Origin of the sequence: Flavisolibacter ginsenosidimutans (genome assembly GCF_007970805.1) — a bacterium.
GTDB lineage: Bacteria > Bacteroidota > Bacteroidia > Chitinophagales > Chitinophagaceae > Flavisolibacter > Flavisolibacter ginsenosidimutans.
On sequence record NZ_CP042433.1, the window covers coordinates 1,282,301 to 1,305,649 of the forward strand.

General features: G+C 46.0%; 20 protein-coding genes. 8 read left to right on the forward strand and 12 right to left on the reverse strand.

Annotated features, from left to right (window positions below):
• The first annotated feature begins 77 nt into the window (after nt 1-77).
• Entirely contained in the window at nt 78-1,091 is a 1,014-nt protein-coding gene (gene ltaE / locus FSB75_RS05315; RefSeq protein WP_146783850.1) for a low-specificity L-threonine aldolase, read from the forward strand.
• Between the two features lie 15 nt (nt 1,092-1,106).
• On the forward strand, nt 1,107-2,756 hold the full coding sequence (gene pgi, locus FSB75_RS05320) for a glucose-6-phosphate isomerase (RefSeq protein WP_146783853.1): 1,650 nt from the start codon (nt 1,107-1,109) through the stop codon (nt 2,754-2,756).
• 2 nt (nt 2,757-2,758) lie between these two features.
• Here the strand turns inward: pgi and FSB75_RS05325 are convergent, their stop codons facing one another.
• From FSB75_RS05325 to FSB75_RS05340, 4 genes are all read right to left on the reverse strand, one after another.
• The gene (locus FSB75_RS05325) at nt 2,759-3,175 is read right to left on the reverse strand and encodes a hypothetical protein (RefSeq protein WP_146783856.1); all 417 of its coding nucleotides are present in this window, start codon (nt 3,173-3,175) and stop codon (nt 2,759-2,761) included.
• A 144-nt stretch (nt 3,176-3,319) separates the two neighbouring features.
• Nucleotides 3,320-7,774, reverse strand: a complete 4,455-nt coding sequence (locus tag FSB75_RS05330; RefSeq protein ID WP_146783859.1) for a hypothetical protein — start codon at nt 7,772-7,774, stop codon at nt 3,320-3,322.
• Nucleotides 7,775-7,862: 88 nt separating this feature from the next.
• Nucleotides 7,863-8,276, reverse strand: a complete 414-nt coding sequence (locus FSB75_RS05335) for a DUF3276 family protein (RefSeq protein ID WP_146783862.1) — start codon at nt 8,274-8,276, stop codon at nt 7,863-7,865.
• Nucleotides 8,277-8,360: 84 nt separating this feature from the next.
• Nucleotides 8,361-10,193 carry an ABC transporter ATP-binding protein gene (locus FSB75_RS05340; protein ID WP_146783866.1) on the reverse strand — a complete coding sequence of 611 codons (1,833 nt, stop codon included), beginning with the start codon at nt 10,191-10,193 and terminating at the stop codon, nt 8,361-8,363.
• Nucleotides 10,194-10,206: 13 nt separating this feature from the next.
• On the opposite strand from FSB75_RS05340, the gene FSB75_RS05345 reads away from it, so the two are divergent.
• The gene (locus FSB75_RS05345; protein WP_227990774.1) at nt 10,207-11,319 is read left to right on the forward strand and encodes an aldose epimerase family protein; all 1,113 of its coding nucleotides are present in this window, start codon (nt 10,207-10,209) and stop codon (nt 11,317-11,319) included.
• A gap of 25 nt (nt 11,320-11,344) precedes the next feature.
• Here the strand turns inward: FSB75_RS05345 and FSB75_RS05350 are convergent, their stop codons facing one another.
• The 3 genes from FSB75_RS05350 to FSB75_RS05360 are packed head-to-tail and all read right to left on the reverse strand — an operon-like array spanning nt 11,345 to nt 14,317.
• The gene (locus FSB75_RS05350; RefSeq protein ID WP_146783870.1) at nt 11,345-12,112 is read right to left on the reverse strand and encodes a polyprenol monophosphomannose synthase; all 768 of its coding nucleotides are present in this window, start codon (nt 12,110-12,112) and stop codon (nt 11,345-11,347) included.
• Between the two features lie 4 nt (nt 12,113-12,116).
• Nucleotides 12,117-12,893, reverse strand: a complete 777-nt coding sequence (locus tag FSB75_RS05355; RefSeq protein ID WP_146783873.1) for a 3'-5' exonuclease — start codon at nt 12,891-12,893, stop codon at nt 12,117-12,119.
• A 56-nt stretch (nt 12,894-12,949) separates the two neighbouring features.
• The gene (locus FSB75_RS05360) at nt 12,950-14,317 is read right to left on the reverse strand and encodes a UDP-N-acetylmuramate--L-alanine ligase (RefSeq protein ID WP_146783876.1); all 1,368 of its coding nucleotides are present in this window, start codon (nt 14,315-14,317) and stop codon (nt 12,950-12,952) included.
• A 245-nt stretch (nt 14,318-14,562) separates the two neighbouring features.
• Here FSB75_RS05360 and ytxJ point away from each other — a divergent pair, with 245 nt between their 5' ends.
• Nucleotides 14,563-14,892, forward strand: a complete 330-nt coding sequence (gene ytxJ, locus FSB75_RS05365) for a bacillithiol system redox-active protein YtxJ (protein WP_146783879.1) — start codon at nt 14,563-14,565, stop codon at nt 14,890-14,892.
• A gap of 53 nt (nt 14,893-14,945) precedes the next feature.
• Here the strand turns inward: ytxJ and FSB75_RS05370 are convergent, their stop codons facing one another.
• Together FSB75_RS05370 and rimO are read right to left on the reverse strand one after the other, a co-directional pair.
• Nucleotides 14,946-15,599, reverse strand: a complete 654-nt coding sequence (locus tag FSB75_RS05370) for a DUF6766 family protein (RefSeq protein WP_146783882.1) — start codon at nt 15,597-15,599, stop codon at nt 14,946-14,948.
• A 135-nt stretch (nt 15,600-15,734) separates the two neighbouring features.
• Nucleotides 15,735-17,069, reverse strand: a complete 1,335-nt coding sequence (gene rimO / locus FSB75_RS05375) for a 30S ribosomal protein S12 methylthiotransferase RimO (protein WP_425557117.1) — start codon at nt 17,067-17,069, stop codon at nt 15,735-15,737.
• A gap of 141 nt (nt 17,070-17,210) precedes the next feature.
• Here rimO and nhaA point away from each other — a divergent pair, with 141 nt between their 5' ends.
• Nucleotides 17,211-18,395 carry a Na+/H+ antiporter NhaA gene (gene nhaA / locus FSB75_RS05380; RefSeq protein WP_146783885.1) on the forward strand — a complete coding sequence of 395 codons (1,185 nt, stop codon included), beginning with the start codon at nt 17,211-17,213 and terminating at the stop codon, nt 18,393-18,395.
• A 42-nt stretch (nt 18,396-18,437) separates the two neighbouring features.
• Here nhaA and FSB75_RS05385 read toward each other — a convergent pair whose 3' ends face one another.
• Both FSB75_RS05385 and FSB75_RS05390 read right to left on the reverse strand, forming a co-directional pair.
• On the reverse strand, nt 18,438-18,623 hold the full coding sequence (locus tag FSB75_RS05385) for a CsbD family protein (RefSeq protein WP_146783888.1): 186 nt from the start codon (nt 18,621-18,623) through the stop codon (nt 18,438-18,440).
• Nucleotides 18,624-18,859: 236 nt separating this feature from the next.
• A complete protein-coding gene (locus tag FSB75_RS05390; RefSeq protein WP_146783891.1) occupies nt 18,860-19,771 on the reverse strand; it encodes a diacylglycerol/lipid kinase family protein in 912 nt (303 codons plus the stop codon).
• Nucleotides 19,772-19,793: 22 nt separating this feature from the next.
• Here FSB75_RS05390 and FSB75_RS05395 point away from each other — a divergent pair, with 22 nt between their 5' ends.
• The 3 genes from FSB75_RS05395 (at nt 19,794) to FSB75_RS05405 (ending at nt 22,052) form a co-directional block, all read left to right on the forward strand.
• Nucleotides 19,794-20,903, forward strand: a complete 1,110-nt coding sequence (locus tag FSB75_RS05395; protein ID WP_146783894.1) for an App1 family protein — start codon at nt 19,794-19,796, stop codon at nt 20,901-20,903.
• Nucleotides 20,904-20,927: 24 nt separating this feature from the next.
• Nucleotides 20,928-21,428, forward strand: coding sequence for a pyridoxamine 5'-phosphate oxidase family protein (locus tag FSB75_RS05400; protein WP_146783897.1), 501 nt, complete (start codon nt 20,928-20,930; stop codon nt 21,426-21,428).
• Nucleotides 21,429-21,551: 123 nt separating this feature from the next.
• Nucleotides 21,552-22,052 (forward strand): GNAT family N-acetyltransferase, encoded by a 501-nt coding sequence (locus FSB75_RS05405; protein ID WP_146783900.1) that lies wholly within the window; start codon nt 21,552-21,554, stop codon nt 22,050-22,052.
• A 29-nt stretch (nt 22,053-22,081) separates the two neighbouring features.
• Here FSB75_RS05405 and FSB75_RS05410 read toward each other — a convergent pair whose 3' ends face one another.
• The gene (locus tag FSB75_RS05410) at nt 22,082-23,266 is read right to left on the reverse strand and encodes a cysteine desulfurase family protein (protein WP_146783903.1); all 1,185 of its coding nucleotides are present in this window, start codon (nt 23,264-23,266) and stop codon (nt 22,082-22,084) included.
• Nucleotides 23,267-23,349 lie beyond the last annotated feature (83 nt).

Here is a 23,349-nt window from a genome sequence, read left to right on the forward strand (position 1 = left end):
TCGTTTTGTTTCTTTCTTTAATGAATACAAAGCATCGGCGTCAAAGCCCTTGAAGATTTATCTTGCGGAAAAAAGAAATGATTGATTATCGCTCCGATACCGTAACCAAACCGTCCAAGGCCATGCTGGAAGCCATGTTTAGCGCACCCGTTGGCGACGACGTTTTTGGCGAAGACCCTTCGATTAACGAATTGGAAAACCTGGCGGCAACAATGTTTGGAATGGAAGCCGCCCTTTTTTGTCCCTCGGGCACCATGACCAACCAAATTGCCATTAAGTGCCACACGCAGCCCGGCGACGAAGTCATTTGCGACGTCACCTCACATATTTATCAATACGAAGGCGGCGGCATTGCGGCCAATTCCGGTTCGCAGGTAAAACTCATTCAAGGTGACCGGGGAAGAATCACGGCAGAGCAGGTTCGCGAATCCATCAATGCAGATGACGTGCACAAAGCCCGAACAACGTTGGTGTCTTTGGAAAACACGTCCAATCGCGGCGGTGGCAGTTGCTATGATTTAGCCGAAATAAAAAAGATAAGAAGTGTTTGCGATGAACACGGCCTTGCCCTTCATCTTGACGGCGCACGATTGTTCAATGCGCTTGTAGCAAAAGGCGAATCAGCTGAAGATTACGGCAAAACCTTTCACAGCATTTCTATTTGCCTAAGCAAAAGTTTGGGTTGTCCGGTGGGCAGTTTGGTCATGGGAACAAAAGATTTTATCCGCAAAGCGCGGCGGGCAAGAAAAGCTTTCGGCGGTGGCATGAGGCAAGCCGGTTATTTGGCGGCAGCGGGCATTTATGCGTTAAAGAATAATATTGAAAGATTAACCGAAGACCACCAGCACGCAAAGCTTTTGGCCGAAGCGTTGAGTAAAAAAAATTTTGTGGAAACGGTTTTGCCGGTGGAAACCAACATCGTTATTTTTTCGGTGAGAGGACAATTTACACCGCAAAGCCTCGTGGCAAAACTGAAAGAACAAAACATATATTGGTACGCCATCTCTCCTACCCAGGTTCGCATTGTTACGCATTTGGACGTTACGCAAAATATGATTGAAAAAACAATCGACGCGATAAACGACCTTTAACCACAAACCTTATTTATGTTCCCGAAAATCAACCCCACAACCACGCAGGCCTGGAAGAATTTGGAAGACCACGCAGCGCAAATGAAAGAGGTGCAAATGAAATCTTTGTTTGCAGAAGATGCTGAACGCTTTCAAAAATACTCGCACCGCTTTCAGGATATTTTGATTGACTTTTCGAAGAACATTATTTCTGAAGAAACGCTTAAGCTTTTGCTTGCACTGGCAAATGAGTGCAAATTGAAAGAAGCCATTGCGGCCATGTTTGACGGCGAGTTGATTAACGAAACTGAACACCGCTCGGTCTTGCACACAGCGTTGCGTAATTTCTCCAGCAAAGCCGTTTACAGCGAGGGGAAAGACATCATGCCTGATGTAAAATCCGTGCAGGCGCAAATGAAAGCCTTTTGCGAAAAAATACACAGTGGGCAATGGAAAGGTTATACCGGCAAGAAAATAAAATACATCGTCAACATCGGCATTGGCGGCAGCGACCTCGGTCCTTTTATGGTTACTGAAGCCTTGAAGCCTTATTGGGTGGCAGGCATCCAGGCTTATTTTGTTTCCAACGTGGACGGCACACACATTGCCGAAACGCTGAAGAAAGTAACGCCGGATGAAACGCTTTTTCTTATTGCTTCAAAAACCTTCACCACGCAGGAAACCATGACCAATGCGCACACGGCGAGAGAATGGTTTTTGGCTTCAGCGAAAGATGAAACGCAAATTGCCAAACATTTTGCAGCGCTTTCCACCAACGAAAAAGAAGTGGTGAAGTTTGGTATTGACAAGGCCAACATGTTCCAGTTTTGGGATTGGGTGGGCGGCCGTTATTCGTTGTGGAGCGCCATTGGATTATCAATTGCACTAACCATCGGTTACGACAGTTTTGAAGAGTTGTTGAGAGGCGCTTATTCAGTTGACGAACATTTTCGCTCAACAACTTTTGAAAAAAACATTCCGGTATTAATGGCGCTTATTTCGCTTTGGTACATTAACTTTTTTGGCGTACAAACAGAGGCCATTCTTCCGTACGATCAATACCTGCATCGTTTTGCGGCTTACTTTCAACAAGGTAACATGGAGAGCAACGGCAAAAGCGTTGATCGCAACGGTGAAGAAGTGGAGTATGCCACAGGGCCAATCATTTGGGGCGAACCGGGTACAAACGGCCAGCACGCTTTTTACCAATTGATCCACCAGGGCACTGTGTTAATTCCCTGCGATTTCATTGCGCCAGCGCAAACACACAATCCGCTCGGCGATCATCATGCAAAACTTCTTTCCAACTTTTTTGCGCAAACCGAAGCCCTAATGAACGGCAAAACCGAAGAAGAAGTGGAAGAAGAATTACGCAAATCGGGAAAGAACCCAACTGAAATTGCAAGACTATCTCCCTTCAAAATATTCAACGGCAACCGGCCTACCAATTCCATCTTGGTGAAGAAGATAACGCCGACCACATTAGGCCAGTTGATTGCTTTTTATGAACACAAAATTTTTGTGCAGGGCGTTGTCTGGAACATTTTTTCTTTTGATCAATGGGGCGTTGAATTGGGAAAACAACTGGCCAATACGATTTTGCCGGAGTTAGAAAACGAAGCGAAAATTTCTTCGCATGATTCATCAACGAACGGATTGATCAATGCCTTTAAACAAATGCGCTGACGTTATTGGTATTCCGGCGATGCAAGTTCAGTGAGTGATTTTATAACAATGTAAAAAGGTTTGTTGCCGCTTCTCCCTTTTAGCAGGATGCCTTGTTGAGCTGCCTGCGGTAATTTTTCTTTTTTCTGATCATCAGCTAATTCAAGCCTCCACAGTGTATTACTGTTACCAGGCGCTATCACAATTTTTCCGTTGTCTTTTTTCGCTGTCCCTACAATTTCCTCTTTATTTATTTGAGAAGGTATCAATGCAAAAGACCGTCCGTTTTTCCAGGCCCGCTCCCATTTTACTGTTTTACTTTTTGTTTCAACGTAAAGGGTAAAAACCGTATCACGACTGGCGTTCAGTGGATTGCCGCTGTCATCCACAGCTATTGTTCCAGGCGTCGGTATCATAAAATAGCCGCGGGCTTTTACCACCTCTTTGTTCGTTTGGCCGCATGCCTGCAAAAAGGAAAAAGCAAAAGAAAAAATGAAGGGAAAAGCTTTGTTCATGTTTGCAATTTATCAATAAAAACAAAAGGCTGGCCAAACAGGCCAGCCTTAAAAGGGAGAGAGCAGTTCTTATTGCTTTATTAACTTATTGACAAAGATTTCTCCATCAATCACCGTGCGCAATACGTAAGTGCCGTTGCTTAAGTTAACCGACAGCGGCCAGCGAATTTGTCCTGAAGGGTTGGCGATTTGCTTTTCAGCCAATACCGCACCGTTCAAACCAACCAATTGTAGTTTGGCGCCTGCGCCTTGTTTGGCAAAGCGAACGTCGAGATAACTGCTGAAGGGATTATTCACGACCGTTACATTTTGAACCGCCGAGGAGTAATTGATCAAAACAACGTTGCTGTATTTGTAGCGGCCGTCGTTGTCGTTCAAACGCAGACGGTAATAGTTCAAGGGACTCAAATTCTGATCGCGGAAAGAATAATCCTTCTTCGTGTTGCTTGTTCCTGCAGCGTTCACCGAACCAATCTTGTAATAGTTCGTGCCGTCCGTTGATTTTTCCACATCAAAGTTGCGGGAATTTTGCTCCGACGATGTGCTCCAGCTTAAGGAAGCCGCGTTGTTATTTAATCGTCCTTCAAACGTCAGCAAGGTGATTGGTAGTGGATTTACACCTGGAATGCCCGCAGCAAAGCCAGAAAATCCACTCGCGAACGTTGCCGTTAACGTATAATCAGAGCCAAAAGTTCCGAATGTCGGCGTTACAACTTCTACTGCGTTCGCACCATCCGGGGCCGGCGTTCCGGGTGTATAATTCTTGATTTGGCTTTTTACTTTGACGAGTTGGATATTGTTCCAGCTTTGACCGGTCGCAGCTTCCCAACCTGCCTTTTCTGCCGCTGTATAGTACAGCGTAATTTGATATTGACCTGAGGGGTTGTTGGTAGTGGGCACAACCTGCAATGTTTTCGACGTAAGGTAATTCGATGGGTTGTTGTTCCAAAAAGCAACGGCACTACTACCAGCTCTATCTATACTCACTTGCGTGCAACCATAATCACCTCCCCCTGTGTTTTGAATGCGGGCAATGATTTTAGAACCATTATAAAAATACACATCGGCGTTTCCGGGCAGGGTAGCCGTTTTGGTTGCACTCGCAGACGTTTCTACGGTATTGGCAACAACATCGGCCGTGAATGTAACCACTGGCTTAATACCGCTTGCATAATAACCAACGGAAGTATAATTAGTACCGCAGTTAATGTTATTTTGCCAAATCATGTTTCCCTGTGAAGCACCACCGCCGTCAGCATAACCCTGTAATATATCCGCTGCATTGGTAGCGGTCGAGCCGTTGTCGTAGCACACTTCAACTACTACGTTGCTGGTGCCGTCCCATATAAAAGGCGCATCCAGTACAAAAGCGTTCAATCCGTTTACTGTCGAGTAAGAACTAAGCGTTTTGTAGGTTGTGGTGGATACCGCGTTTACGCCGCCATCAACAAGATAAGGAATTGATGTCGATCCCATTTTTATATTGAGGTTACTAAAGGCGCGGGTACTATTTTTTGTGAGATAAAGTCCGACCGATGTGATGCTACCAGCCGTCAAACCCACTGCATTTAGCTCAGAAGCCTTATACAAAAATTGCGCTTTGTTACTTTGAAGAGACGCATTGAATGGATTAGCAGATGCGGCCGAACCAAGATTGTATTGATATGTTCCTAACGTTCCAGATAATGACACTGTCGGTGTTGGCGCAAAGTCGTTATCCTTAATTGTGATAGTATAGGTGCTGTAAGAACCTGCGAACGCATCCGTTGAACCCGAAACAGCAAACGATATTGTAAACGTTTCATCTGGCTCAACTGCGGCATCGTCATATACGCGAACGGTAATGTTTTGCGACGCTTTTGATCCAGAAGGAAATGTGTGTTGTTTTGCACTATTTGCGAAACTACCGTTTGCTGTATAATCGAAATCAACACCTTCAGTAGCGGTATTTCCTGGCTTTAAAGAATAAGTAACAGTTGCGTCACCTGAAGGGGCGGTAACAGGCGTAACGGGAATAACATAATCAGTGTATCCACGACAATCAGTAGTGCCGGTCGTGCTTTCCGAATATGTAATATTAGACGCATTAAATCGAAGTTCCGGCAATGCAGGAATTACGGCTGTAAACAAGCCGCGTCCATGTGTAGCGGCAACAACGGTATTATCGCTCAGGCGCATTTTGAGCACGTCGGTACGAACCGTAGGAAAGTTGATGTCCGCATTCCACACCGTGCTGGAACCGTTGACCGCATCGGTGCTGTAAACACCGGCTTCAGTAGCCAGGAAAATGCGGCTGTTGTTTTGCGGATCAAACAAGGCCCAACGCACGGGCATGTCGGGCAGGTTGCCGTCAATCTTCGTCCACGACGTACCGCCGTCGGTGCTGTAAAAAACATGGCTCACCCCGTAGTTGGAAAAAGTGGCAACGAGATAATTATCCGAAGAACCGGTGTTGACGCAGCTAAGGTTTGCCGCAGGGAAGGACGTACCGGTTATGTTGGTGATGTTGGTGGAAGCAGTTGCCGAGGTAACGGTTTTGGCGTTATCAAGCCGGATTAATTTACCCGTGTTACTTCCGATAAAAACACGGTCTTTAGTAAACGGTGATACTTTAAATACAGACGGCGTTCCTGTTAACCCTGCAAGCGATACAAGGGTGGCGCCGGTGCTGGTATTGGCATCGGCCCAACGCAGCATTTGTCCCGAAGCCCAAGTAGCGTACAATACGTTTTGCCCGTCATCGTAATCATACGGATTAACGAACATGCCGTTGTTGTTGCCAAACGTTACACTCGACCAACTGTTGCCGCCATCGGTACTGCGCCGGTAGGTATTGTAAACATAGCTACCAAACTGAATTTGCGGATTTTGCTGGTTGATGTGCACCATACAGCCATCGCCTCCGTAAACTTCGGTTGAAAAACTTAGACCCGGGTTGGAAAAAGCGTGTACACCGTTGTCCTGTGCCCCTGCAATCAGGTAGGGCGAACCCGCCGTTGGGTGAATGCCCGCGTCATAAAATTGTTTAATGGCGAGATTGCGGTTCTTGTCAATGAAGGTAGCGCCGCCGTCATTCGAAAGAAATACGCCGCCGTCACATCCAATAACGATCCGGCTTTGTGCGCCAACCATCCACCATTGTATAAAATGATGGTCAGCATGTACATAGGGGTTACCATTTGCCCAATATGTTTGACGTGTAACCGTAGAGCCACTGTTAGTTGATTTATAAGCGTCAACACCGCCCACTAAAAATTCATTGGAATTGGACGGGTTAATGGCTAAAGTTAAATCGTACCAGCCTTGTGTATTGGTAAGGCTGGTTGTATAAGCGGTCGTGTTTTGCTTCGTCCAGGTAGCGCCGCCGTCAACCGATTTATAACAACTGTCAACGTTATTGTTATTTGTCGTTGAAATGCTGTTGGTAGTAACTGCGTATAACACATTTCCCTGCACAGCCAATTCCAGTCTGTTGGCTATCACGGATGAATTGATTCGAATGCCCGTGCTGGCATTCCAGCCAGAGGCGGGTGTTACGTTAGCAGGATCGTCTGTGTATTGGTGTTGCACCGTCGAGGCAGAATAGCCAAAACTCGCATGTAAGCGTCCCGTGCTGCTGATTTCAATGTCGGTGCAAATGCCATTTCCACTTGTCCGTACCGTTGGCGTAATCTCCTGCCATGAAGCACCGCCGTCCTTGGAACGGTACAGGCCAGAGGCGGACGAGACGGGTGGACTTGTATTTCTGTTGGCTAGATAGACATTGCCGGTAGCGTCGCAAACAATTTTAAAAACACGTAGGAATACGGTTGGCGAAGGCGCTATTGTAGAAGCAAGCCTCGTCCAGGTAGTTCCACCATCCGTTGACTTCCAAACGCCGCCGCCGTAGACAGCATCGGCGTTGCCTGTAGCTTCGCCTGTAGAGAAATACATAACGGAAGAATTTGCAGGGTTTTGGCAGATGGAAGAAATGGCAAGGTTGTCAAAACGGTCGTCAATGGCTTGCCAATTGGGAATGGAGGAAAGGAAATTTGTACACTTCCACAAACCACCGGCAATGCCGCCGCAAAAAACGGTGTTACCGGACGGGTCATTTAGTGTATCAACCAAAATTGCTGCTGTACGGCCGGCTGTGTAGTTGGTGCCGGTGCCGCGGTTGTTGCCGTTGGGCCCTACCAAATCATAAACAGGACCTCTTTCCGTCCACGAAAGATTGGCCAACGTATTGGCTGCGCGGTTTAACCGCCCCTGTTGTTTTGATCGTTGCGAAACATCAATGGCAGTCGTCATGCGCTCCATCGGAACATAACCTAGTGATGGATCTTTGATCCTTTCAAATTCAAACTGTTCGCGTGCCGCGGCACCATCGTAGCCATCCTTTTCTTCATCCTCGCCCCCGCCTATTTTCCCTTGAATGATTTGATCTCGCTGTAGATTTTGGTTTCTTTCAATTGGCTTTCTTAAGAAAAACCAACACGCGGCAATTGTGGCGAGCGTCGCGCCAAAAAGTAAATATTTTCTCATATCCAGTAATTTTCAGCAATATATTGTTTTGTATAAAATAAAACCCCAACGAATCGTTGGGGTTTTAAAAATATTCTGTGAACGCGTTTTACCATTTATCCACCTCGTCCGACGATGGCGCAGCCACCGGAGAACTAACCGAAATTTCTGCTGAATGAACAGGCGTACTAAGCTCCACATTCACATCATCGCTATGATCTTCGCCTTCTACCTCGTCGTGGTTGTATGCATCAAAATCAAAATCGGGCATCAACTGCGTTTTCACGTGGTCAACGGCTTCGGTTAATGCTTTGAGGAATTTGTTGAAATCTTCTTTGTAAAGAAAAATCTTGTGGCGGTCGTAGCCGTTGTCGTTAAAACGCTTTCGGCTTTCGGTGATGGTGAGATAATAATCATTGCCCCGCGTTGCCCGTACATCAAAGAAATAAGTGCGGCGTTTGCCGGCGCGGATTCTTTTGCTGTAGATGCTTTCCATTTTCTTTTCGTTGTTGTCGTACGCCACAGTTATAATTTTTACGAATGATGAATTGTTTTGGTGCAGTCGTTCACAAATATAAAAACGTTTTTTAAACGGCCAAATATGCGCTTAGTTTTCTTGCGGATCTTCTTCCTGCAACTGGCGCTGGTACATGGCAAAGTACAAGCCTCGCTTTTGCAACAATTCCTCGTGCGTGCCCTGTTCCTTTAATTCGCCTTCTTCCAGTACAATAATTCTGTCAAAGCCAAACAACTGGAAAACGCGGTGTGTGATGAACAAGGAGGTTCTTCCTTTTAAATGTGAAACAAGGTTGGTCATAATTTCTTTTTCGGTGCGGGCATCTACCGCGCTGAGGCAATCGTCAAAAATCATGATGGGCGATGCTTTCAGCAAACCTCTTGCAATGGAAATGCGTTGCTTTTGCCCGCCGCTCAGCGTTACGCCGCGTTCGCCAATTTCCGTATCGTATCCTTTGGAGAAGCTTTCAATATCACGATGCACAACAGCCAGTTTGGCCGCTTCTTGTACTTGCTCTTTGTCCATCCATTTGGTGCCGAAAGCAATGTTGGCGGCAACGCTATCGCTAAACAAAAATCCATCTTGCGGAACATAGCTCATTTGCTCCCGTAAACGGCCAAGATTGATTTTATCAATGGGCACATCGTCCAGTAAAATTCGTCCTTCGGTAACGTCGTACAACCGAAGAATTAACTGGATGAGCGTTGTCTTTCCGCTGCCTGTGCGGCCCACCACGGCCACACGTTCGCCGGCGCGAATGTGCAGGTTTAATTTTTTGACGGCTTCGATGCCGGTATGCGCATACGTAAACGAAACGTTTTCAAGTTTAATGTCGCCGGTTAAGGCGATGTCTTTTGCCTCCGCCGGCGAAGCAATGGACGGTTCTGTTTGCAAAAATTCGTTCAACCTTTTTTGCGAAGCCGATGCCCGCTGAATCATGCTGGCCGTCCAGCCGATGGCGCTAACGGGAAAGGTGAGCATGTTGATGTAAATGACGAATTCAACGATGGTATCAATGCCCATTTCGCGATGACCGTTGATGTAATAAATGCCCCCGATCATGATGGTGAGCAAGGTGCTTAAGCCGATGAGCAAAGTCATTGAAGGAAAATACATTGATTCCACCTTGGCAAGGCTTGTTGCGCCGCTGCGGTACTTTTCGCTCGACGCTTCAAAGGCTTTGAACATTGCATCTTCCTGCACAAACGACTTGATAACGCGAATACCTGAATAAGCCTGTTGCGCCGTGGACGTTAAAGCGCCAAGCGCCGCCTGCACCGCTTCGCTTTTTTTGTGAATGATGGTGTTGACGATGTATATCGTAACCGCAAGAATGGGCAGCGGCGAAAGCACGTAGAGCGTTAGTTCGGCGTCGCGTTTCCACATAAAAAAAACGCTCATGCCAATGAGGGTAACCAGGTTGGTAAAGTACATGATGGCCGGACCGGTGAACTGCCGCACACGGCTTACGTCTTCGGCCATGCGGCTCATCAAATCGCCGGTGCTGTGGGTTTTGTAAAAACTCGCGTCGAGTTTTTGGTAATGATCAAAGACCTCGTTCTTCTGGTCGTACTCAATGTGGCGGCTCATTACAATGAGCGTTTGCCGCATGAGAAACATAAAGAAGCCGCGCAGCAAAGCCAGGGCTAAAATGAGTACGCCGCTAAACAAAACAATTTTGATTGGTTGAAGGTGAATGCCTTCAATCCAACGAATAAATGCTTTTACCGAAACGTCGTACGAAGGCTTTTTGGCTTTGGCGACATAGCCTGGCAAATTGCGCTGAACAAAATCAATGATGTAACCCGTTATTTGCGGCGCCAGCACGCCAAAATAATTGGAAACCACCACAAAAAAAACGCCGATGATTAATCGAACGCGGTACTTCCAAAAGTATTTGTTTAAGGCGCTGAGATGCTTCAAGAAAAAAATTTGAATGACAAATGTAGCACCGGTTAACGCCTCTTGCCGCACTAAAATCAGCCAAACTTCGTTGTACTTTTCCGGCCGCAATTATTTTGACAAGATGCTAACACCTGACGCAAAAAATTTTGAACGACTCATCAACGGTAAACAAACGTCTTTGACTTTTATTCGCAACGGCAAAGGCCTAGAAGCAAGCATCAGCAATTACGGCGCAAGAATTATTACGCTCCTGTTTGACGGCATCAACGTAACGCCGGCCTATGATTCGCTTGAGCCTTATACTTCTACAACGCTTGCACCTTATCACGGCGCCACCGTTGGCCGTTATGCCAACCGCATTGCAAAAGGAAAATTTGTGTTGAACGGAATGGAATATTTGCTGCCGGTCAACAATGCGCCCAATCATTTGCACGGCGGAACAAAGGGTTTTCACCAACAGGTTTGGGACGTTGCAGAGATAAAAACCTACGAAGTCACCTTCGTTTATTTTTCCCAAGACGGCGAAGAAGGTTATCCCGGAAACGTGAACGTTATTGTTACGTATCATTTGTCGGAAGAAAACGAATTGATCATTTCTTATTCTGCAGAAACAAATGCGCCGACACCGTTCAACATCACCAATCATTGTTTCTTTAATTTAAACGGCGAAGGCAGTATTTTGAATCATCGCCTGCAACTGAACGCTGATCGTTTTACGCCGGTTGACAGGACATTGATTCCAACCGGCGAAGCCAAAAATGTAGAGGGAACTGCCTTTGATTTTCGCGAAACAAAAAGACTTGGAAAAGACATTGACAGGAACGAAGAACAAATTAAGATTGGCGGCGGCTACGATCACAATTTTGTATTAAACAAGGGCGAGTCAGAATTGTCCTTTGCCGCAAAAGCCACTGGCGATAAAAGCGGAATTGTGATGGATGTTTTTACAACTGAGCCGGGCCTTCAGCTTTTCTCTGGCAACTTTGAAGCGGTGAAAGGCGACCCTTCTACTTTCAGAAATACCTTTTGTTTGGAAACACAACATTTTCCCGATTCGCCCAATCAACCTTCTTTCCCGAACACAATTCTAAAACCCGGAGAAAAGTTTACGTCAAAAACGGTGTACCGGTTTTCAAAACAATGAAGTATCGAAATAAAGCTGAAGGAAATCAGACCGTTTTTCCCACCGGCTTTGCTTTGCTTTTTACGCGGCGGCGGTAGTTGGTAAAGAAGCTATACCAACGAAGTTTCAGTACGCCAAGAATGCCTTCTTTAATGATGCCGTGATTCATTTTTGATTCGCCGTATTGCCGGTCGGTAAATTGAATGGGCACTTCTTTTAGTTTGAAACCCAGTTTCCACGCGGCAAATTTCATTTCAATTTGGAAGGCATAACCGACGAAATGAATTTCGTCGAGATTGATGGTTTCAAGAACTTCTTTTTTATAGCAAACAAAACCGGCCGTTTGGTCGCGAACCGGCGTCCATAAAATCATGCGTGTGTAGAGCGAACCTCCTTTCGATAAAGCAATGCGGTTCTTCGGCCAGTTGTACACGCCACCGCCACTCACGTACCGCGAACCGATGGCAACGTCAGCGCCTTCGGCTTTACAGGCATTGTACAAACGCGGTAAATCTTTGGGGTTGTGCGAGAAATCGGCATCCATTTCAAAAATAAAACGGTAGCCCCTCTTCGTTGCCCATTTAAAGCCAAAAATATAAGCCGTGCCAAGCCCTTGCTTGCCGGTGCGTTCTTCTAAAAAAACGGTGTTGTTGAAACGCGGCTGAAGACCGCGCACAATTTCTGCCGTGCCGTCCGGCGAACCGTCGTCAATCACCAGCACGTGGAAGTTTTGTTGCAAATCATAAACCGCTTGCAGGATGGCCTCAACGTTTTCTTTTTCGTTGTAAGTAGGTATGATAACGAGCTTTTCCAACGGTTTAGCTTAGGCGTTTTTTAAGCATGATGCGGGTGTAAATCTCGGTCAGCTTTTGCTTTGTGTTCATCGGGAACTCGCCTTTCATCATCCAGTCGTAATACTGCGGTTCGGTCTTTAAAACATCGGCAATGGGACGGCCTTTGTGCTTGCCGAAGTTGAAAACCTCGACGCCTTTTTCATCGTAAGCCAAGCGGCGGGCAAAGTCAATCACGTTGTCCTCTCCGACGGCTTTAATAATGCTCTCAACACTGGTTCCTAATTGAGGATAACGTTCAACCTGCGCAAAAAGTATTTCGGCCGTGGCGGCTGCATCGGCTTCGGCGCTGTGTGCATCTTCCAGCGGTTTGTTGCAGTAAAATTTATAGGCCGCCGACAGTGTACGCTGTTCCATGGTGTGAAAGATTTTTTGCACGTCAACAAGCTTGCGGCTTTTGAAATCAAAGTCCACTTCGGCGCGGATGAATTCTTCCATCAGTAGCGGAACGTCTAGGCGGTAAGCATTATAGCAGGCAATGTCGCAACCGTCCAAAAACTGCTTTATTTCATGCGCGGCCTGCTTAAACGTGGGCGCATCTTTTACCATTTCGTCGGTGATGCCGTGAATGTCTACAATGGATGGCGGAATGGGCATTTGCGGATTGATGATCTTGCGCTTTACCGTGCGTGTGCCATCGGGCAGGTATTTTACCATTGCGATTTCTACAATGCGATCGGTGGTTGCATTTGAGCCGGTTGCTTCAATGTCAATTACAGCAAGTGGTTTTTTCAGTTGTAACATTCGGGGCTTCTTAAAGGGCGGTAAAGGTAAAAGTTTTGGGTACTCACCGGGTTAAATTATTCGGCTGCAGTGGTAATCTTTTCGCTGAAAGCTGCGGCGTCAAACCCGTCGTAAGCTCCTGAGCTCATAAACAGCACAACTGCATTTTCGAAATCTCTTTTGTTCAACCAGTCTTCCAAATCTTTCCGCTCGTTTATCACGTTAAGGTTCTCTTTTGCAAAACCCTGTTTCACCGCTTCTTTTTTTAGTTCGGGCATGCGCTTTAATTCCAAGGCGTGTTTGCTGTAAAAAACCGCTGCTTCGTCGGCAGCGTCCAATGCGCCTTCGTACTCGTTCATAAACGCTTCGTTCAAACTACTGAACGTGTGCAACTCTAAAATGCCAATAAGTTTTTTTTCGGGAAACTGCGCTTTGGCGGCTTCAATAGTGGCTTTTACTTTAGAAGGTGCGTGGGCAAAGTCGCGATAGAAAACGGTTGAATCATTTTTCGCCATTAATTCCAGCCGCTTGGCTGCACCAGCAAATGTGCTAATCGCGTTTGCGAAGGTTTGCGCTTCTAATCCCAATTGCTTTGTTACCAGCCATGCCGCGTGAAGATTGAGCAAGTTGTGTGCGCCAAAAACTTTCAGGCTTGTTTCTACGCCTTCGATGGTCACCGTTGTAACGCCGTTTTTGATGCTGTGCTGCGGTACTGAATAAGGATGGTAATGAATGTCTTCTCTCCTGTTCTTCTCCACCAATTCTTTCAGCGTTGCATCCGTTTCGTTGTAAATAAGATGTCCGCCTGTTTCAATTTTGTTGATAAAGATGACAAACTGTTCGAGGTAAAAGTCAAAAGTGGGAAACACGTTGATGTGGTCCCAGGCAATGCCGGTAAGAACAGCGATGTTCGGATAGAGAAAATGAAATTTGGGACGCTTTTCTATTGCGCTTGCGGGATATTCATCGCCTTCGCAAACGATTACCGGCGCATCGGTAATGTTCACCGATTGATCAAAGCCTTGCAACCGTGCGCCAACGAGGTAATCAAAATCTTTTCCGGCTTGCCGCAGCACGTGCATAATCATGGCCGTTGTTGTAGTTTTTCCGTGACTGCCGCCTACGACAACTCTCGTTTTATTCTTGCTTTCTTTAAAAATGTATTCGGGAAAAGAATAGATAGGCAGGTTCAGTTCTTTTGCTTTAAGGAGTTCGGGGTTGTCGGCCTTTGCGTGCATCCCAAGAATCACGGCATCAAGACCGGGCTGAATATTTTTTTCGTCCCAGCCAACTTCTTTTGGCAAGATCCCTTCTTCTTCAAGGGCTGTTTTTGCGGGTTCAAAAATCTCGTCGTCGCTGCCGGTAATTTGATAGCCTTTGCGTTTTAAAGCAATGGCCAGTTGGTGCATCACGCTGCCCCCGATGGATATAAAGTGGATTTTCATTGTTACATTTGTGAATACTAACGGGCAAAATAAATCGTTTCTGCCTAAACGACTTTTAAATAGTATGAAAAACAAACTCTTTTACGCTGCTGCCGTTCTTTTCGCCATCGTTTTATTCACGTCTTGCTCCACGTCGCGTGGCTACAGTTCGCACAAAAAAGGTTACGGTTGCCCCAATTCTTCTGGCATAATAATCGAATCAAAAAACAAGAGCGCTAACGCTTAAGCTTTTTAACGTTTCGTGTATGAACTGGAATTATCTGACCGACGAAGGGCAGTTACAAGAGATTATTTCGCAGTCGCAAACCAAACCACAGGTTATTTTCAAGCACAGCACTCGCTGTTCCATCAGCGCTGTTGCTTTGCAACGCATGCAAAAGGCCAAGCAGCCCGACGGCCTTGATTTTTATTTTCTCGACCTGCTGGCCCACAGGCCGCTGTCCAATAAAGTAGCCGAAGTTTTTGGCGTTCACCACGAGTCTCCGCAAGTGCTGCTCATCAAAGACGGTAAATGTATTTTCGACGAAAGCCATTTGGGTATTTCCATGAACGATTTGGTGGCCGAGGCGATGTAAACTTTACTTTCTACATCATTAAATTTTACCAGCATCACGCTAAAGCGGTTGGGTCACTCTCCCGTTTCGTAATCCGGTGCGTCCACGGGTTTTGATTGCGGCGAGCCTTTCTGCCGCAGAAAAATACTTAAAATGACGATGGCAAAAACAGAGAGAAATTCGCTTTGCCAGTTTTGAAAAGACTCGAACCAAAACTTCGAATTGCCGATGTATTCTCCCGCTGCCTCGGCAGACAGGCCTTTCAACAGTTGATGTTGGTTATAGTTTTTTAAGCTTCCGTAAAAATGGGCGAAGAAACTTAGAAGGAAAAGAACAAACAACGCAATAGAAAGCGAGTGCTTGTAAAACGCCAGGATAAATCCTCCTTTTTTTACCGGCCAGGATGCGCCCTTCTTTTTGGGATTGGGCTCTTTGTCCACTTCTTCTTTTTTCTCCGGGTCTTTTGATTCGGACGAACCTTTTTGATAAAGGAACATGGTGAGCACGACAAATAAAGCCATTTGCAAAAACTCACTTTCCCAGTTCTCAAACGTGGCTTCGATAAAATGACCCGATGAAAAATATTTCCCCATCGTTGCCTGCGGGCCACCTCTCTCCTTCATTTCCTCGTTGTATTGTTTGAGGCCGGTAATGCTTTGCCCAACCATTGAAAAAAGAAACAACATCAGAAAAACAAGTGAAAGGCTATTGTTCCGCAACCACTTCATGTTTTTGTTTTACGGAAGCGGATTAAAAAACTGTTCCAAGTTAAACAAAGCCGGAAGCAGATCCATTGGCGAAGAGCTAAAAACAAACAAGCAGCCGTTAACGACTGCTTGTTTGAAATAATCTATACAAAGCGTTTACACAACTTCGCCCTCTAAATCGTAGTCGTAAGCCCTGATGATTTTTACGTTGACAAATTCACCCGTCTTCAGTTTCTTATCGGTTTGAATGATGACCTCATTGTCCACCTCCACGCTGTCAAATTCGGTACGTCCCAGGTAGCGGCCTGCTTCTTTTTTGTCCACAAGAACTTTGAATGTCTGCCCAATTTTTTCCTGGTTTTTTTCGTAGCTGATTTCCTGTTGCACAGCCATGATGTCTTCGGCGCGGCGCTGCTTTTCATTTGCAGGAACATCGTCAACGAGGGAGTAAGCAGAGGTATTTTCTTCGTGCGAATAGGTAAAGATGCCCACACGGTCGAAGCGTTGTCTTTCCAAAAAGGTTTTCAATTCTTCTACATCATCCAGCGTTTCGCCAGGAAAGCCGGTGATCAACGTGGTGCGCAAACAAATACCCGGCACCGTTTCGCGAATGCCGGTAATGAGGTCTTCCATTTCTGCCCTTGTGATATTGCGCCGCATGGCTTTAAGCATGTTGTCGGCTGCGTGCTGCAAAGGCATGTCAAGGTAATTGCAAATGTTCTTGCGTTCTTTCATCACCTCCAAGATCTCCATCGGAAATTTATGCGGATAAGCATAATGCAAGCGTATCCATTCAATGCCCGGCACATCGCTCAGGCGTTTGAGCAAATCGGGCAAAGCTCTTTTTTTGTACAGGTCCAAACCGTAATAGGTAAGCTCCTGCGCAATGAGCATGATTTCTTTTACACCACGACGGGCAAGCGTTTCCGCTTCTTTTACAATGTCGTCAACAGAGCGGCTCAGATGGTTGCCACGCATGAGCGGAATGGCGCAAAAGGCACAGGTGCGGTTGCAACCTTCCGAAATTTTTACGTAAGCATAATGCTGCGGCGTAGCCAGCAGGCGTTCGCCGATCAGTTCGGCTTTGTAGTCAACGTCAAATTTTTTCAGCATCAGTGGCAGTTCCATTGTGCCAAACCAGGCGTCCACTTCGGGAATGCTTTGCTCTAGGTCATCGCGGTAGCGCTGGCTTAAGCAACCGGTTACGTAAACTTTATCCAACTTGCCTTTTTGCTTCAGGTTCACCTGTTCCAAAATGGTGTTTACGCTTTCTTCTTTCGCCTTGTCAATAAAGCCGCAGGTATTTACGATAACAATGTTGTGATCGCGTTTGGCATTTTCATGCACAACGTCAATTTCGGCGGCACGCAACTGGCCGCTCAGCACTTCGCTGTCAACCATATTTTTGCTGCAACCCAGGGTAATGATGTTGACCTTGTCTTTTTTAAGCGTTCTTGCCTTCATGCCTTTGCCGGTAAATTTGAGCCGCAAAAGTAGCCAATTGAGGCCGGAGTGATTGTTTAGGAAACGATAAGAGTGGCGTTAAGGGTTCGATAGCTTTTGCAGAGACACGTTCGTGGCGTGTCCCGATTATACCGTACAACCCAATTGAAAACAGCATAAAACAGCAAGATGGAATGGACAAAGCTTTTTAAAGAGTTTTTTGACAGCGAAAAAATTGGCGGCGTATTGCTGGCTCTTTGCACGGCTTTGTCCTTACTGCTTGCCAACAGCGGCTGGGGTGAGACCTACGTTCATTTTTGGCACACGAAAATTGATCTTTCTTTTGCCGGTTTAGATCTCAACTATTCTGTTGAACAGTGGATCAACGACGGCCTGATGACCGTTTTCTTTCTGCTGGTTGGCTTAGAGATTGAACGCGAACTGTACGCAGGCGAATTGTCTTCTTTCAGTAATGCCATTCTTCCCGTTGTGGCGGCTATTGGCGGAATGGTTGTTCCTGCGTGCATTCATCTTTTGTTTAATGCCGGAACGGCCACACAAAGCGGCTTTGGCATTCCCATGGCTACCGACATTGCGTTTAGTTTAGGTGTGTTGGCGTTTGCAGGCAATCGGGTACCCTATTCCTTAAAAATATTTTTAACGGCACTTGCCATCATTGACGATATCGGCGCTATCCTTGTTATTGCCTTGTTTTACAACGCCGGAGTGCACTGGACGTATTTACTCATTGCCGCCGGAATTTTGGTCTTCCTTTTTTTGTTGAGCCGGTTGCGCATCAATTATCTTGCTTTTTATCTGCTGCCGGGACTTGTGCTTTGGTATTGCATGATGAAATCGGGCATCCATCCAACCATCGCCGGCGTGTTGCTGGCTTTTGTGATTCCTTTTTCGGGCAACAACGAATCAACGCCTTCCTACAAATTGCAAAAGGCTTTACACGTACCGATAGGATATTTTATCGTTCCATTGTTTGCCCTGGCCAATACGGGCATTGTTTTAAATGAGGGCTGGCTTTCGCAAATCGTGCGTCCAAACGGCCTGGGAATTATTACGGGACTTGTGCTCGGCAAGCCTTTGGGTATCTTGCTTTTTAGCGGGGCAATGATAAAACTTACGAAGGTTGCATTGCCTTCAAACGTTGGCTGGAAGAATTTATTGGGAGCGGCGGTGCTTGCAGGTATCGGCTTTACAATGTCAATTTTCATCTCTAACCTTGCCTTTACCGATGACGAGACAACGAGCTACGCAAAGGTTGCCGTGCTGCTGGCTTCGCTTGTAGCCGCCGCGGTGGGTCTGCTTATTTTATTCAACACAAAGACGCAGAAAACGGGTAAAGGAAAACAGCGAACCTGAAAGCGGAAAGGTCCAGGGTTCGCTGTTCTGTGTCTTTCTTCGTTACAACGATTTTAGCCAATGCACAAACTCATCGCGGGTTTTGCCCAACTTGGTTTGCATACGGCCATAAAACTCATCGTCTTTCCCGTCCTCCCATTTTAAATCATCGTCGGTTAAATCGCCGTGGGCCTGCTTTACTTTACCTTTCAGTTCATTCCAGCGGCCTTTTACTTCTAAGTTATCCATAGTTGTTTTTATTAAGACCATTAAAAAAGATGTGCCACAGCCTCAACCCACCGGAGAAAGAGCGCCACTACAAAGACCCTTGGTTTTGTAGGATGCTGAAAAAACGCAAGCAAGGTTTGTGTTTGAGTTTTTCCTTTTATGTCTTCAGCAGATGAATTTCTGTTCAGCTTTTGTTGCGTCGCACACTTGTACGTTCAGAACAGTGCTGAGCAAGAAAAGCATCTTCTTAAGCGGGGCTATGCACCGGCCGCTTCTTCCTTGGGCGATGAAGGAGCCGGTAACATAACGTTTACAATGCCCGGTAAAATGCGTGCTTCAATCTTGGCTATTTTTCCGCGGTACTCACCGTCCACCTGAAACGGCACTTTTTGCTGAAAGGTGAGCACTACTTTTTTGGTGCGGAAAAGTTCAATGTTTTTCGGGTTAAAATTTCTGTGTGCGGTTACCGCTCGCATTATTTCAAGCAGTTTTATTTTTCGCACCACCACAATTTCAAATTCACCATCTGCCACATTGCCGCCGGGATTGATGACCGCACCCGTACCGTATTTCTCCGCATTGGCAAGCGCCACCATAAAGGCCTTGCGCTTTACTTTATCGGTATCGGTTTCGACGGTCACACGCATGATTCTCCGGTTCCAAAACATTTTGAAAAGCGAACGGCCGTAGCCCCACATGCCGCGTCCTTTGTAGGTTCCAAAATACTTCACCAACAAAGCATTTAAGCCGGCGTCGCTCAGGTGAAAACACAGTTCTTCTTCGTTGATGCGAATGGCGTCGAGCTTGCCTTCTTTTCCGCTTAGGATAATGTTGAGTGCTTCGTTTAAATCTGCAGGTATATCTAGTTCTCGTGCGAGGCCGTTGGCCGATCCGGCAGGAACTATGCCCAAAATCACCAGCGATTCTTTTACAATTTCCGCCACCATTTTTACCGTGCCGTCGCCACCCACCGCCACCACTTTTGTAGGCTTTGTTTCTTCGATGCGTTGCTGAATGGCTTGCTTGTCGTTGCTTCCGGTTTGCACATAAAAATCAACATTGATTGACGGCTCTTTTACGGCTTCACGAATCAGCTTTTCCCAGTTCTTTTTTTCATGGCCGCCAGAAACAGGATTAATGACGAACAATAGGGTTTGGTTGTTGTGCATGTTTATTGCTTGGATTTTGTTTATGCAAACGACCGGCCATACGGAAGAGACTGATAAACGCAGTTGGAAAGAGTTCTTGCTGAACCTTTTCCGATTGACGGCAAAGCCAACGGTAAAAGTTTATCACGGCTATGGCCACGATAACTGCCTGACGGTGTTCGGGCATGTTTTCAAGCTAAGTCCTTATCCGAGAAAAAAATACCGGCAACATTTTTTGCGAAACACACTTGCCTTGCTGCGTTTGTTTTTAATAAAACCTTTTGCGGGTGCAGACGTTCAATTGGAGTGGAAAGGGAAACAGCACAACGCAAAGACCGATGCCGATGGCTTTTTCAAATTCGAATGGAATGATGAAGAGCCTTTTGAATGCGGCTGGTTTCCGGTGAACGTAATTGCTTCAGTAAATAAGAAACAAATCGCTTCTTCAACCGGCCGCGTTTACATTCCCCACACAACGCAATACGTTTTTATTTCGGACATTGACGACACATTTTTGATTTCGCATTCCTCCAATTTGCGCAAGCGTCTTTGGGTACTGTTTACAGAGAATGCAAGAAGCCGCAGACCTTTTGAAGGCGTGGTGCGGCATTATCAATTGCTTGCGCAAAGCAACACCACGGAAGATGCACCAAATCCTTTTTTTTACGTGAGCAGCAGCGAATGGAATTTGTACGAATACATTCTGGAATTCACGGCAGTGAATGAACTGCCACGGGGCATTTTTTTGCTAAGTCAACTCAAGCAGTTCTCGCAGCTTTTAAAGACCGGACAAAACAATCATGGGACAAAATTTACCCGCATTGTACGCATCCTCCAAGCCTTCCCGCATCAGCGTGTGATTTTGCTTGGCGACAGTTCGCAACAAGACCCTTACATCTACGAGTCCATCGTGCAACATTATCCAAAGCAAGTTCATGCGGTTTACATCCGCGATGTGTTTCAGCGCAATTATGAAAAAGTTCGGGAAGTTTTAAACAGAATTGAAGCAAGCGGCGTTGCCTGCCTTCTTTTTAAACACAGTGACGAGGCCATTTTGCACTCGGTGAAAATCGGCCTCATTGCCCCGTCCGATGCCGAAAAAAAGCTTTCAGCGGCTCAAAACGAAATCCCGAAAATGGCACAAAGTTTTTAGCCTCCCTGTTACAAAAGAATTTTTATGGAAAAGCATCTTCAAGACAAAGAAGCACTCAATAAATTTAAAAAGCTCGTGGAAGACATTCGCGTTTGCATGTTTATTACCGCTACCAATAGCGACGAGCACACACGGCCCATGAGTACAATTAAAGTGGAAGACGATGGCACGCTTTGGTTTTTTACCGATGTCCGTTCGATTAAAGTGGATGAAGTAACAAGAGAACGTGACGTGCATCTTACCTACGCACATCCTGGCAAAGAAAGCTACCTTGATGTTTGGGGCAAGGCAAGCGTTGTTACTGACAGGCAACAAATAAAAGAAAAGTGGAGTCCGGTGGTAAAGGCTTGGTTCCCAAAAGGCGACGAAGACCCAAATCTTGCACTGCTAAAAATTAAGCCAGCCGATGTTTATTATTGGGACGCGGAAAGCGGTAAAATGGTTCAATTCTTTAAAATGGCGGTGGCTGCGGTAACGGGAAATCCAGCGGTGGCGGACGGTAAAGAAGGGAAGTTAGCCATGTAACAATTGCGGAGACTTGAATATGTTTTGCTGATTAAAGTCTGAAAGCTTTACAACATTCGTTGTTCATTTATTTTCCGTCTTCGCGTAAAACAGATCGGCCTCGCGGATAAATTTGCAATCCAAATGGATGCAACAATTTTAACCACAAGGCTTTTGCTTGGAGAGATTGCGGAGAATGACCACGCTTTTATTCTTGAACTTCTGAATACAAAAGGCTGGCTGCAATTTATTGGCGACAGAAAGGTGCGCACAAAAGAAGAGGCCGTTCAATACATCAAAAAAATTCTTGCCATTGGAACGATTAAGTATTGGGTTGTGCGTCTTCGTGATACAAAGGCCGCCATTGGCATTGTTTCTTTTTTGAAGCGTGATTACCTGGAACATTTTGACCTTGGCTTTGCTTTTTTGCCGCAATACGAAGGCAAAGGCTATGCATTTGAAGCAGCCGGAGAAGTATTAAAAAGGGCAAGAGAAAATCATCCGATTGTACTTGCGACAACGATTGCCGAAAACAAAAAATCCATTGCTCTTCTTTTGAAATTAGGCTTTGTTTTTAAAGAACAGGTGGTGAACGGAAAAGATAGATTACACGTTTACACGACGCAAGAAACCTCTAAACTGTAAATTGTTTCAGCCAACAAAAACGTTCAGAATCAGATGAGTTCTTTTAGCTTCTCCACTACCTTGTCCACTTCTTCTTTCGTGTTGTGCTTGCTGAACGAAAAGCGAACGGTAACGTGATCGTCGGTTTTGTGCAAAGCTTTCATTACGTGCGAGCCGGCATCGGCGCCGCTGCTGCAAGCCGAACCACCCGAAACGCAAATGTTGTTCATGTCAAGGCTCATTAAAAGGAACTCTGCTTTTGCGGTTTTAGGAAAGCAAACGCTCAGCACCGTATAAAGTGAATTGGGTCCGCAATTGAAGCTTACACCGCCAATATTTTTTTGCAATTGTTCGGTCATGTACGCTTTTAGCTCACTAATGTAAGCGCTTGTTTTTTCGTAGTCGCGCAGGGCTATTTCAAGCGCCTTGGCAAAACCCACAATGCCGTAAACATTTTCGGTGCCCGCACGCATGTTGCGTTCCTGTCCACCACCGAAGATGAAGGGTTTGATGTTCACTTCATCGCTTACGTACAAAATGCCCACGCCTTTTGGCCCGTGAAATTTGTGCGAGGCCGCCGAGATAAAATGCACCGGAAGTTCGCTAAGGCTCATCGGATAATGCCCTACGGTTTGCACGCAATCGGAATGAAAAATAGCGCCGTATTTTTTGCACAACTCCCCTACTTTTTTGATTGGCAAGAGCACACCAATTTCGTTGTTGGCGTGCATTAGACTCACCAGACATTTTTTTCCGCTTGTTGTTTGTTCGGCTAGCTGTTCGTCCAGGTTTTCCAACGATACTTGCCCGTCGTCTTTGAGTTCAACAAAGCTATACGAAACATTGGCCGCATGACCGTAATGTTCAACGGTATGCAAAACAGCGTGATGCTCAATGGGCGATGTGATGATGTGCGTACAACCGAGGTCGCGGAGAGAAGCGGCAATGGCAGTGTTGTTACTTTCCGTACCGCCGCTGGTAAAGAAAATATTGGCCGGCTTCGTGCCCAAATTTTTTGCTACCGATTTGCGGGCATTTTCAACGGCAAGCCGTGTTTCGCGTCCGTAAGAATAAATGGAAGACGGATTGCCGAAATGCTCGGTGAGATAAGGCATCATGGCCTCCAACACTTCTTTGTCAAGCGCGGTTGTTGCGGCATTGTCGAAATAGATGCGGACGTTTGTTGCGGCGGTTGCCGGCTCTGTTTTTGTTTTTGCGAAACTTGTTTCTTGCATGGCAAATGCGTTGAATAAACAATTGCTGAAAAGTGATAAAAACGTACAAGAATGTCCTTCGGCAAGCTCAGGATAAACTCAAA

Excerpts from the sequence above, each read along its gene's own strand:
- pgi (WP_146783853.1), top strand. The coding sequence starts at position 1,107 with ATGTTCCCGAAAATCAACCCCACAACCACGCAGGCCTGGAAGAATTTG.
- FSB75_RS05355 (WP_146783873.1), bottom strand. The coding sequence starts at position 12,893 with ATGTTACAACTGAAAAAACCACTTGCTGTAATTGACATTGAAGCAACC.
- nhaA (WP_146783885.1), top strand. The coding sequence starts at position 17,211 with ATGGAATGGACAAAGCTTTTTAAAGAGTTTTTTGACAGCGAAAAAATT.
- FSB75_RS05390 (WP_146783891.1), bottom strand. The coding sequence starts at position 19,771 with ATGCACAACAACCAAACCCTATTGTTCGTCATTAATCCTGTTTCTGGC.
- FSB75_RS05345 (WP_227990774.1), top strand. The coding sequence starts at position 10,207 with ATGACAAATGTAGCACCGGTTAACGCCTCTTGCCGCACTAAAATCAGC.
- FSB75_RS05410 (WP_146783903.1), bottom strand. The coding sequence starts at position 23,266 with ATGCAAGAAACAAGTTTCGCAAAAACAAAAACAGAGCCGGCAACCGCC.
- FSB75_RS05370 (WP_146783882.1), bottom strand. The coding sequence starts at position 15,599 with ATGAAGTGGTTGCGGAACAATAGCCTTTCACTTGTTTTTCTGATGTTG.
- FSB75_RS05385 (WP_146783888.1), bottom strand. The coding sequence starts at position 18,623 with ATGGATAACTTAGAAGTAAAAGGCCGCTGGAATGAACTGAAAGGTAAA.
- ytxJ (WP_146783879.1), top strand. The coding sequence starts at position 14,563 with ATGAACTGGAATTATCTGACCGACGAAGGGCAGTTACAAGAGATTATT.
- FSB75_RS05400 (WP_146783897.1), top strand. The coding sequence starts at position 20,928 with ATGGAAAAGCATCTTCAAGACAAAGAAGCACTCAATAAATTTAAAAAG.
- FSB75_RS05395 (WP_146783894.1), top strand. The coding sequence starts at position 19,794 with ATGCAAACGACCGGCCATACGGAAGAGACTGATAAACGCAGTTGGAAA.
- FSB75_RS05405 (WP_146783900.1), top strand. The coding sequence starts at position 21,552 with ATGGATGCAACAATTTTAACCACAAGGCTTTTGCTTGGAGAGATTGCG.
- FSB75_RS05360 (WP_146783876.1), bottom strand. The coding sequence starts at position 14,317 with ATGAAAATCCACTTTATATCCATCGGGGGCAGCGTGATGCACCAACTG.
- FSB75_RS05330 (WP_146783859.1), bottom strand. The coding sequence starts at position 7,774 with ATGAGAAAATATTTACTTTTTGGCGCGACGCTCGCCACAATTGCCGCG.
- ltaE (WP_146783850.1), top strand. The coding sequence starts at position 78 with ATGATTGATTATCGCTCCGATACCGTAACCAAACCGTCCAAGGCCATG.